The following is a 12,780-nucleotide window of genomic DNA, read 5'->3' as shown; positions in this document are numbered from 1 at the left end:
ATGTTACACCTGATTTTGCAGCTGTTACTGTATAATCTAATCCTGCTACTAAATTAGCAACTGTATAATTTCCACTTGCATCTGAAGTAGCTGTTAAAGTTGTTGATCCCGAAACTGCTGAGATTGTTACACCAGAAACAGCTGTAGTTCCATTTTTAGTTGTTCCACTTACGGTATAGTAAGTTGGCGTTACAACAATTTGTGTAAAATTCAACGTTTTGTTAGCAGCAATAGCAGTATAAACTGTTGATGCAGGAGTAAATGTTAATCCTGTTTTTGCAATTGTAACCGTATAATCTGATCCTGAGATTAAATTCGCAACCGAATAATTTCCTGAAGCATCAGAAGTAGCTGTTAAAGTTGTACTTCCAGAAACAGCCGAAATTGTAGCGCCAGAAACCGGAGTACTTCCGTTTAAAACAGTTCCGCTTACAGTATAATACGTTGGTGTAACGACACTATTATTAAAATCATAAACTGTAGCATTTGCCGGAACAGCAAAGTTTGCCAGATTTGATGGTAAATAAGTTACGTTACCATTATCCCAAGTATTTAATTTTAAACTTGAAATTGTAGTATATCCAGCTAAAATAGCATTATCAAAACTATATTTTCCTTGTGCATCTGTAATAGCAATTTTACTTAAATATGAATGTGCAATATCTGTCCAAGGTAAAATCAATTCTACTTTAGCACCAGAAACTAGATTTGCTCCATTTTTAACTGTTCCGCTAATTTTATTTACTCCAACTACAATAACATCTTGTGAGAAGTTTAAAGTTTTGTTAGCTATTAAATTAGTATAAACTGTAGAAGCTGGTGTATACGTTTGTCCTGTTAGAGCTGCAGTTACGGTGTAATTACCACCAGACGGTAAACTAATCGTATAAATACCACTTGCATTTGAAACTCCTGTAAAAGTTCCACCTGTAGAAGTAGCTGTAACTGTAACGCCTGAAACCGGAGTTGAAGTATTTAAAATTGTTCCACTAACTGTGTAATAAACAACTGGTGCTCCTTGTACAAAATTCAACGTTTTATTTGCAGCAATTGCAGTATAAACAGTTGAAGCCGGTGTAAAACTTAAACCAGTTTTCACAGCTGTAACCGTGTAATCTAAACCTGCAACTAAATTTGCAATTGTATAATTTCCGCTTGCGTTAGAAGTAGCTGTCAAAGTTGTAGCGCCAGAAACTGCTGAAACTGTAACTCCCGCAACTGCAGTCGCTCCATTTAAAACTGTTCCGCTTACTGTATAATATACCGGAGTAACAACTTGTGTAAAATTCAACGTTTTATTAGCAGCAATTGCTGTGTAAACTGTTGAAGCCGGTGTAAATGTTACACCTGATTTTGCAGCTGTTACTGTATAATCTAATCCTGCTACTAAATTAGCAACTGTATAATTTCCACTTGCATCTGAAGTAGCTGTTAAAGTTGTTGATCCCGAAACTGCTGAGATTGTAACTCCCGAAACAGCTGTAGTTCCATTTTTAGTTGTTCCGCTTACGGTATAGTAAGTTGGCGTTACAACAGTTTGTGTAAAATTCAACGTTTTGTTAGCAGCAATAGCAGTATAAACTGTTGATGCAGGAGTAAATGTTAATCCTGTTTTTGCAATTGTAACCGTATAATCTGATCCTGAAATTAAATTCGCAACCGAATAATTTCCTGAAGCATCAGAAGTAGCTGTTAAAGTTGTACTTCCAGAAACAGCCGAAATTGTAGCGCCAGAAACCGGAGTACTTCCGTTTAAAACAGTTCCGCTTACAGTATAATACGTTGGTGTAACGACACTAGTACTAAAATCATAAACTGTAGCATTTGCCGGAACAGCAAAGTTTGCCAGATTTGATGGTAAATAAGTTACGTTACCATTATCCCAACTATTTAATTTTAAACTTGAAATTGTAGTATATCCAGCCAAAATAGCATTATCAAAACTATATTTTCCTTGTGCATCTGTAATAGCAATTTTGCTTAAATATGGATGTGCAATATCTGTCCAAGGCAAGGTTAATTCAACTTTAGCACCAGAAACTAGATTTGCTCCATTTTTAACTGTTCCGCTAATGATTGCAAGAACTACATTTTGTTCAAAATCTACTGTTTTATTAGTCATTAAATTAGTAAAAATGGTCGATGCCGGTGCATAGCTGTAACCTGATGAAGCTGCTGTCACTGTATAATCAGCCCCGGACGGCAGACTGATATTATAAATTCCACTTGCGTTAGAAACTCCTGTAAACGTTACTCCTTGAGAAGCAGCAGTAACTGTAATTCCTGAAACCGGTTTAGCATTATTTAAAATAGTCCCGTTTACCGTATAGAACGTTTGTGTTCCTTGAATGACTATTCCTGTCTGATTAACCGCGACATTGGCTAAATTAACTGGTACAAAAGTATAAGAAGTCTTTACTGCAGTAATAGCATAATTTTTACCCGGAACAAGATTGTTAAATGTAAAAATTCCTGTTGCAGAAACAATCGTTTGTAAAACAGCATTATTGGCATCACGTAATTCAACAGTTATATTGGTTAATAAAGCATTACCGCTTTTTATAGAACCACCAATACTTACTGTGCCAGCAACAATACTACCGAATGAAGCGTCGATCTGAGTTAACAATGAATTCGGAATTGAACCTCTCGTATCTTGGGAGACCTCCCAAATCATACCACCTGCTAAATTTTTAGCTTTAATATACTGTACTTTTAAATCTATTGACTGTTTATCTTCATAGGTGATAAACTGTTTTAAAGCAGCATTGTATAAATATGGAACTTTGGTTGTATTGTCAAAATATCGCACCCATCCTGCAGTAGCTGCAGTTGGTGTCACTAACATCGTACTCGCATCCAAATAAGCATGTGAATTGGTAACTGGGTTACCTACTAAATCACAAATTTCAATACTTCCGGAACGTTCACATGCAGCTGGCCCGTCCCAAGTACCGACAGGGGATTGTGGATTTGTACATCCCGAAACTACATCTCTTGGTGCGGTAACAAACAATCCCGGTAAATTTGGATCAGTGCCATTATTTTCCACGTGCTCAAACTTTTTCCCATAAAAAGGCAATCCCATAATTAGTTTATCAGCTGGAAAACCAATTACATTTAAATACTGATTGGTTAACTCATCAAGTGATTCTGACTGCGCGGCACCGTAAAGCGGATCGTTTGGATTTCCACTTGCATACAACGGAGCATTATGGCAGGTTTTATCGTACCAGTTTCCGCCAAAATCATATCCAAAATAAGTAATATGGTCACAATATGTTGTGATATCTTCAGTCATTCCATATTGTGATCTGTTGTTTGGTCCTAAATATTGTTTAGATACATCCTTAACATTGTTTCCGGCAGCAATCGTGATTAGTTTGTTTGGCATTGCCTGACGCATTGCTTTTAATAAATAAACTAAATTTTTGTTATCATCCGGACTGTGTTTTTGTACAGGAACTATAGCACCATTAAGTATTTCAGTACCATCTGTTCCCCCCATTATCGGATACTCCCAGTCGATATCAAATCCATCTATAAATGGATAAGTTGTAATAAAGTTTGCCATATCTGCAGCCAGAGCAGCTCTTGCCACCGGACTTGCGGCAATTGGAGAAAGATCCTGACCTTTAGTCCATCCTCCAACAGAAATTAATATTTTCAAATGCGGATACTTTTCTTTTAACTTTTTCAAGTCATAAAAATTCCCTTTTACAGGAGCATCCCATGGAATTCCACCTTCCGTATGCTCAAAGTCAGCATAGGTATCCAAACATTTTAACTTTGTATTCTCCGGATGAGCAGGATCAAAAGTTGTCCCATAAAAAGAATAATTCAAATGCGTTAACTTACTCCCATCTATCTTGGGAACATTAAAATCGCGGGCATAAATAGCCCATTGTGCATAATACCCTACTACTTTTTTGCCATGAGCTGGCTGCGCAAACGCAAGTAAGGGAAACAGCAACAAAAACAGTAATCTGTAACAGTGTTTCATAATAAAAAAATTAGTTAATAAATAAATATTCCAAATCACATTACCGTTACTGCCAAAATTTGACACATCAGTAAAAAAATCAGGAATCTAAGGAAAAGATTGAATTCGTAACACTGTTAAAATGAATATTCAAGCACAAAAAAAATGAATTTCATCAATCTAAATACTTTGCTTTTGGTAATCTATGATTTGTACTTAATTATTTGATTTTCAATCTCAATGTTTCTTTTTATAATTATTTTTTATGTTTTTCAAGTGAGAATACCATAAAAGCCAGCATAGTTTTGCTAGACCATATGAATTAATAAACAATCTCGCCATGAAACTTAACAAAGAGAGCCAAAATCAAATTCTAAGGTTTTTATTTTAAGTTATACTGTAATAATAATTTGGTTTTATTCTATCTTAAAAAAGTAGCCATTCTATCATTCCTACTCCTTTCCATCAAGTTTATTTCTCAAGTAAACAATTTCATCTTTTAAAGTATTTATTTGTTCTTTGTAAAGTGCTCTCTCTTTATCAAAATGAGTTTTAACCTCCTTCATTTCTCCTTCATTTCTCATCAAATTATTCGGATTGGGGCATAATATTGAATTCTCATGAAAATTAACCACATAGCTCAACTCAAGGTTTAAGATTAAAACTATTTTCTGTAATTTATCTAAGCTGATCCTTGTTTTACCAGTCTCAATATCTGAATACGCCGCTTGTGAAATCTCTAACAAAACAGCCATGTATTGCTGAGAATATCCTTTGATTACCCTAATCTTTCTTACATTCTCCCCGACCATTTTTTTATTTTTAAAAATAGGAAATTATTTACAAATATAACAAAAGAAATATGTTTGTAGGAATTTTAAATAATCGATAAAACTTATAAAATATAATCTCGAAAAACGGCAAAAAAAAACCCGACAATACAATTGTCGGGTTCATAATGCATTCCTTCAGGCGAAAACCAAATAACAAATCACCTCAATTCGCAGCATTTATTCGAAATATAAAAACCAGATTAAAAAATAAATAACCAAACTCAATTTTAACCGTCCCAATTTTTTTATTTCTAAATTTTCCATTCTTTAGTTCTAAACCTTAGTTTAAAAAGTTCATCACTTTGAATGATTTTTTATTTCCTGCTCTGTCCGTCACTATAACGACAAACAATTGTTTAGTCGTGAAGTTTCTGTTCTGAATCAGGATTTCTTTATTATTTTGAATGTTTTTATGACTTACTAAAGGTTGTCCGATAGTATTAAATACATCCACCTGAGCAATATCTTCTGTTTCATTTGAAACTGACAAAGCATCATTTTTAAAATAAGCTACTGTACTGCTCTTCGCTTCAATTTTATCCAGAGATAACGTTTTTGCCGCTGCTTGTGAGGCAAAATATGCTGCGTAAGCTTTAGATAATTCAGATGAATTACCACAAGAAGAAGCATCCCAGTTTACAGACCAAGTCATTAAACCTCTTAAAGAAGGATAAGGTCCACCTGGCTGCATCGTGTATGTTCTTCCTGTAAAAGTCGTTCCGGTTCTTAAATAATGCATTGCATTAATTCCTTCTGCCGGCGTTATAAAACCGCTACCTGCTGCACTTGGACAAGCGGGTAATGCAATAAGAACTTTTGAGGCCGGTAAACCATCAAAACGCATTCCGGTTCCAGCAATGTTATACCCTTTTATTATCATATCTGTTAGGGCAGTTACCATGTTTGCTCTTTTAGCTGAACCATAATATTGGCCATCTAATCCATTTTCACCACCTGTATTATACAATTGTACAGCTAACAAATCCAATTCATTACGTAAGTTTTGAATGATTGGCAGGAAGGAACCAAAAGTATCATTATAGGTAGAATATCCTCCTTGTACGTATTGTGTTTCCGGAGCTGCAGTTAATAAGAATCCAGGGCCATAGTGTGCTTTTAATTCTTTACAAGCATCTACTACGTTTTTCAATCTTGGATAAGCAGAAATACCTGCATAAGAAATATCTCTTAAACCTCCTGCATTAAAATTCATCGATCCGCCTTCAAAATCAATATCAACTCCATCAAATTGATACTCATCAATAATTGCTTTTAAACCATTAACAAAAATATTTTTTTGAGTTACATTGTCCAAAACAACATGACCATTTTGACCTCCAATAGAAACAATAACAGGAACGCCACTATCTCTTAAGGATTTTATATCGTTTTTCAACAACTGCTTATTGAAAACGTTATTAGTCAAATATCTAGTATCATTTGTAGTTAATACTGGTGTATAACCATCACGGTTAACAGTTTCTACGAAAGCATAATCAACTACGTTAAACTTACTTCCCACCATTTGAGAAAAATATAAAAATGGAGCACCGGCATTTTCCCAAGAATGCGCATATCCTAAAATAACTTTTGGAGGAAGTGGAATAAATCTGTTGGTGCCTATTGGAGCAATTTTAACCGTATTGTTTAATGTAGTTACGGCAGATCTATTATCAGTTGCTTTGATTACAACCGGATAATCCTGATAAGCTGTAGGTGTAAAATTATACGTATAAGTATTATTTGCACTTGCTGTCATGTTGAACGTACCACCATTGATGGTAATAGTAACACCTGAAACCGATCCGTCACTATCAACCGCTGTAACCGAAATTGGCACAACTTGGAAAGTACTTTGGTACACAGTAGTATTCGATGGTGAACTCCAAGTAATTACAGGTAATTGATTTGGGCAGTTTGCACCAGAACAAGTTAATGTAAAACTATATGTTTTTGAATCTGTTGTTCCGTTTGACGCAGTAGCCGTAACAGTTAAGGTATGACTAAGCGAAAACTGATTTGCTACTGGTGTCCAAATCGCTGTATAAGTTCCCGAAGAATTGGTAGCATTTAAGCTTTGCCCATCTAAACTAAATACAACAGATGAAATTGTAGTAGCATCAGCAGCACTTAATCCAACACTGGCAACAAAATTAATCGCTGATCCTAAATTTATAGCAATCGCCGAAGCTGTTGGCGCAGTAATAGCAACCACCGGTTTAGTCACAACCACCGCTTGTGTATTGAAATTATAAACTTGTGGCGTAGTTGGCATTGCGAAATTCACCAGATTATTTGGAAAATAAGCTACTTCCCCATTCTGCCAAGAGTTCAATTTTAAACTTAAAACCTGCGCATAACCAGCTACAACTGTATTATCATAGCTGAAGTTTCCTTGCGCATCTGTTGTGGCAAGAACACTTTTCCATCCGTGTGTATTGTCTGTCCAAGGCACAACCAATTCTACTTTAGCACCTGATACCGGAGTAGAACCATTTTTTACAGTACCACTAATTAAATTTGTACTGGCCAAACTTTGTGTAAAATCTACTGTTTTGTTACCTGATGTAGTTGTCAAAGCTGTTGAAGTCGGAACGAATGTCAAACCTGTTTTTACAGCTGTCACTTTATAATCTGATCCTAAAGCTAAATCTGAAAAAGTATAAGCTCCTTTAGAATCTGTCGTCGCAGTTAACGTTTTTGTACCCGAAACTGCCGAAATTACAGCACCTGAAACCGGAGTAGATCCGTTTAAAACTCTTCCATTTATCGCATAAGAAGCAACTTTAGCCGTCGCACTTGTATTAAAATTATATACCTGTGGCGTAGTCGGAACTGCAAAATTTGCTAAATTACTTGGTAAATAAATGACTTCATTATTTTGCCATGAATTCAATTTCAAACTTGAAATAATTGCATATCCGTCTATTACTGAATTAGCAAAGCTGTAATTTCCTTGCGCATCTGTTGTGGCAAGAACACTTTTCCATCCGTGTGCATTATCGGTCCAAGGCACGATCAATTCTATTTTCGCTCCCGAAACCGGAACTGTACCGTTTTTAACTGTACCGCTAATTTTATTTGTTCCAACGTTATACTCTGTAAAATTCAACGTTTTGTTGGCTATCAAATTCGTATAAACTGTTGAAGCTGGAGTATATGTTTTTCCTGCTAAAGCAGCCGTTACTGTATAATCTGAACCAGATGGCAGAGAAATACTGTAAGCCCCACTTGCATTAGAAACTGCTGAAACTGGCGCTCCTGCAGAAGTTGCTGTAACCGTAACTCCCGCAGCTGGTGTAGTTCCATTTAAAATAGCACCACTTACTGTGTAATATACGATTGCTGAACCTTGTGAGAAATTCAATGTTTGATTAGCACTTATTGCATTATAAACCGTTGAAGCCGGAGTATAAGGAAAACCTGTTTTAGCTGCTGTCACTGTAAAGTTAAGTCCAGCTGTTAAACCTGTAATGCTATAAGCACCCGTTGCACTGGAAACCGCTGTTAAAACTGTTGTGCCAGAAGTTGCTGTAACTGTAACTCCGGAAACTGGTGTTGTGGTAGTTCCTACTACTACAGTTCCGCTTACCGTATATAAAGGTTGTGTTCCCTGAATAACTACTCCTGTTTGATTAACCGTTACATTTGTTAAAACTACAGGTGTAAAGTTATAGGCCGCTTTTGTAGCAGTAAGCGTATAATTTTGACCTGAAACTAAATTATTGAATGTAAAATTACCTGTTACAGAAACTACATTATCTACCACCACATTACTTGAATTTTTTACCTCTATGGCAACATTAGGTACTAAAGCTGTTCCGCTTTTTACAGAACCCGCTATGCTTACTGTTCCCGGAACAATGCTTCCAAATGAAGTATCTACCTGAGTCAGTAAAGAGTTAGGTATTGCACCTCTGGTATCTTGAGATAGTTCCCAAACCATACCACCAGCAAGGTTTCTCGATTTAATATACTGGACTTTTAAGTCCATCGATTGTTTATCTTCATAGGTGATAAACTGTTTTAAAGCAGCATTGTATAAATAAGGAACTTTTGTAGTATTATCAAAATATCTAACCCATCCTGCAGCTGCTGCAGTTGGTGTAACCATCATGGTATTCGGATCCAGATAAGGGTGTGAGTTTGTAACCGGATTTCCAACTAAATCACAAATCTCTATACTTCCTGATTTTTCACAGGCTGCAGGACCATCCCAAGTTCCTGCCGGTGGTTGTGGATTAGCACATCCGGAAGTAGCATCTCTTGGTGCTGCAACAAATAAACCCGGAAAATTAGGCGTAGTTCCATTATTAGCAACATTCTTAAAAATCTTACCATAATAAGGTAATCCCATGATCAATTTGTTGGCAGGGAAACCGATCACATTTAAATACTGATTGGTTAATTCATCTAATGATTCAGATTGGCTTGCACCGTACAAAGGATCGTTTGGATTTCCACTTGCATACAAAGGAGCGTTGTAACACGTTTTATCGTACCAGTTTCCACCAAAATCATATCCAAAATAAGTAATGTAATCACAATAAGTCGAAATATCTTCAGTCATTCCGTATTGCCCTCTGTTCAAAGGTCCTAAATACTGAGAAACAACATTTCTAACGTTATTTCCTGCTGCGATAGTAACTAATTTATTTGGCATTGCCTGGCGCATTGCTTTCAATAAATAAACTAAGTTTTTATTGTCGTCCGGACTGTGTTTTTGTGGAGGAATAGGAGCTCCGTTAATTACTTCAGTTCCGTCTGTTCCTCCTATAACCGGATATTCCCAGTCAATATCAAATCCATCAATAAATGGATACGTTACAATGAAGTTTGCCATATCTGCAGCTAAAGCAGCTCTTGCCACCGGGCTTGCGGCAATTGGAGAAAGATCCTGACCTTTAGTCCATCCTCCAACAGAAATTAATATTTTCAAATGCGGATACTTTTCTTTTAACTTTTTCAAGTCATAAAAATTCCCTTTTACAGGAGCATCCCATGGAATTCCACCTTCCGTATGCTCAAAGTCAGCATAGGTATCCAAACATTTTAACTTTGTATTCTCCGGACGGGCAGGATCAAAAGTGGTCCCGTAAAAAGAATAATTTAAATGGGTTAACTTGCTCCCGTCTATCTTGGGAACGTTATAATCCCGGGCATAAATGGCCCATTGTGCATAGTACCCTACTACTTTTTTACCGTGAGCTGGTTGGGCTAACGCAAGTAAGGGAAACAACAAGAACAAAAACAGTAATCTGTAATAATGTTTCATAATTAATAAATATTGGTTAATAGAAAGTAAATATTCCAATCGCAATACATCAGCTACTGAAAATCAGCATCTGACAAACAACAATCAGGGTTCAATCAATTGCAAATAGAAAACATTGCAATCGTTGTACTTTAATTCGATTCATTTCTATAAATAAATATTACTATTACTGATTTCGACCATAATCATTAGCGAATAGCATTGATTGATATTTATGTATAACTTCTTTTAAAAAAAAATTGTAATAAATAAAATGGATAAATTTGGGGGGTAATTCATCAATCTAAAATTCTACTTTTTGTCATGTTTTGTTATATTCTCTTATTTGGTTTTAAATGTAAATACTTATTTGGTTACTCTTATTAATTCTTTAACGGACGTAGCTCAGCAGCTTACCAAAATCATCTCCACCAGAAAACTTCTGGCAGAGACAGGAACAATCTTGGTAACTTAAACTAAACTTACTAACTCCTAATTCAAATCAAAATTTTGCATTAATTTTTTCAAACTTTTAAAAACTGCCAATTCAACATCGGCATGATCTTTTGCATCACATTGTTCGATCAGATTTTTCAATTCTTCTGCTTTTAAAGTTGATTTGTTATCTAAAACAAGTACTAATTGTTCTGATGCATCGCTCAATTTCTTAGCTAAAGGCAAAATGGGTTGAACTAAAGGTGCATTTGCACTCAATTCATTTAATGCTTTATTCACTGCAATCCATTTATTTAAGAATGCAGTTACTTTTATTTTATTTTCCAGTGATTTATTTCCCAAATACTGATCTACTGTAGCATCAAAAGCTAAAGCATCTTTGGCATCCGGAGTACAAGCATCTGCAAAAAGTGTAAACGGAGAATACATCTGATATTCTGTTCCGCCTTTATTTCTTTTATATCCTTTTAATGGTTCACAAACATTACTAAAATCATTCAATGCTTCTACATTCTGATTGTTAGCTATATTTCTTAAAATAACATCTTTATTGCGAATGTGTGTCAATCCAAGTTCTTCCAGTCTGAATGAAACCACTTCAAGACGCTTGCGCATATTGGCTACGTCTGTAATATTCTCTGATGACCAAAGTCTTTCTGCAATTGCAGCTGTTCTAGGCCAAACTCTTGAATCTATAGTTGTTGGTGTTGCAAGTTCGGACCACATTGTAGCTTCGCCTCCTAACACTCTTGCTTTTTCTTCTGCTGATAAATTCGCTCCTTTTGGCATCGGATCATTCAAATAATGACTTTCGATTGGGTACATCAAATCGATATAAAAACCATTTGACATAACTGATTTATACCCTTTTTTTACTGCGTCTATTAAAGACTGACCTGCCACAACTCCTTCATTAGGACCTCTCCAGGCATGTATAATAGCTTCTTTTGACATGTTTTTAGTCAAAATCTCTTCCCAACCCATTAATTGCTTACCGTGTTTTTTAAGCATTGGTATCAATTTCATGGTAAAATAAGTTTGTAACTCGTGGTTGGTTGCTAAGTTATTTTTCTTTTTAAATTCTTGAATTTTAGGATTTGAGTCCCAGTCTTTCCCTTCGTTTTCATCTCCCCCGATATGAAAATAAGACCCGGGAAATAGGGGACATACTTCGTCAAACAATTCACTTAGTAATTGATAGGTTTTAGGATTTGTAGGGTCTAATGTTGGTGAAAAAATACCCGCATTTCTCTCAATTCCATAGGTTGCAATAGCAGTTCCCTGAATATTTTTTTCTGTAGTTCCGCCAGTCAGCGTTATCAATTTACTGCCAATTTCGGGGTAAGCAGTTAAAATGGCTGATCCGTGGCCCGGAACATCGATTTCCGGAACTATTAAAATACCGCGCTCATCAGCATATTTAACGATATTTTTTATTTCCTCTTGTGTGTAATACATCCCATCTGAAGCTAATTCTATTAACTTTGGGTGTTTTTTCATTTCAATTCTCCATCCCTGATCGTCTACTAAATGCCAGTGAAAAACATTCATTTTCATAGCGGCCAATCCATCCAAATTTCTTTTCACAACATCTACCGGCTGAAAATGTCTTGAAACGTCCAACATTAAACCTCTCCATGTAAATCTTGGAAAATCTGAAATTTGAGCATTTGGAAAAAAGAACGAAGTGTTATTATTCTGCATGATTTGCAATAACGTTTCAAGGCCATGTAAAGCCCCTAAATCGCTGGTTGCATTAATTGTAATTTTGCCTTTTTTAATATCTAAATGATAACTTTCATCTTCGTACAAACCAATTTTACCACTTTTATCACAATTGATCTGTAATTCAGCAGTAGGAAATTCATTTAGTTTTGTAATAAAACCTTGTTCAAAAAAAATACCTGTTCTACCATCTAAGCGGCGCAAGAAACGAGTGACACCACCAAAAATTCTTGGATTTGGATTTCCGGTAATGTTTACTTTAAAATTTTTAGTTAAAGTAAAATTTCCATCGTTTAATACGATACTCTGAGGCCACGGCATAAGATTTAGTTGCTCTTTTTGAACTTGAGCACTAGAAGTTAAACCCGCTAATAGTAGGACAAATAAATATTTCATTTGAATGTTTTTGAAAGATGTTATCCTGAGATAACATTAATAAATAGATAAAAGAGACAAAACTCAGAAGGACTTCAATTGAACCTCACTAATTGCAATAAAATCAATCTGAATTTTGTCATTTGATTCGCTCT

General features: G+C 35.5%; 4 protein-coding genes. All 4 read right to left on the bottom strand.

Annotated features, from left to right (window positions below):
• On the bottom strand, nucleotides 1–4,003 hold a 4,003-nt coding region (locus ACHRV3_RS14870), incomplete at its 3' end, for a glycosyl hydrolase family 18 protein (RefSeq protein WP_395435047.1).
• Between the two features lie 431 nt (nucleotides 4,004–4,434).
• A complete protein-coding gene (locus ACHRV3_RS14865; RefSeq protein ID WP_395427073.1) occupies nucleotides 4,435–4,794 on the bottom strand; it encodes a helix-turn-helix domain-containing protein in 360 nt (119 codons plus the stop codon).
• A 301-nt stretch (nucleotides 4,795–5,095) separates the two neighbouring features.
• Complete coding sequence (locus tag ACHRV3_RS14860; RefSeq protein ID WP_395435048.1) at nucleotides 5,096–10,090, bottom strand: glycosyl hydrolase family 18 protein; 4,995 nt, start codon at nucleotides 10,088–10,090, stop codon at nucleotides 5,096–5,098.
• A gap of 471 nt (nucleotides 10,091–10,561) precedes the next feature.
• Complete coding sequence (locus ACHRV3_RS14855; protein WP_395435049.1) at nucleotides 10,562–12,646, bottom strand: beta-N-acetylhexosaminidase; 2,085 nt, start codon at nucleotides 12,644–12,646, stop codon at nucleotides 10,562–10,564.
• Nucleotides 12,647–12,780: the final 134 nt, after the last annotated feature.

This window comes from Flavobacterium sp. FlaQc-49 (genome assembly GCF_044005985.1).
Taxonomy (GTDB): Bacteria; Bacteroidota; Bacteroidia; order Flavobacteriales; family Flavobacteriaceae; genus Flavobacterium; species Flavobacterium cupriresistens.
Note: the sequence above shows the minus strand (reverse complement) of the source record. Positions and strands in the feature narration are given on the sequence as shown.

Excerpts from the sequence above, each read along its gene's own strand:
- ACHRV3_RS14865 (WP_395427073.1), bottom strand. The coding sequence starts at position 4,794 with ATGGTCGGGGAGAATGTAAGAAAGATTAGGGTAATCAAAGGATATTCT.
- ACHRV3_RS14860 (WP_395435048.1), bottom strand. The coding sequence starts at position 10,090 with ATGAAACATTATTACAGATTACTGTTTTTGTTCTTGTTGTTTCCCTTA.
- ACHRV3_RS14855 (WP_395435049.1), bottom strand. The coding sequence starts at position 12,646 with ATGAAATATTTATTTGTCCTACTATTAGCGGGTTTAACTTCTAGTGCT.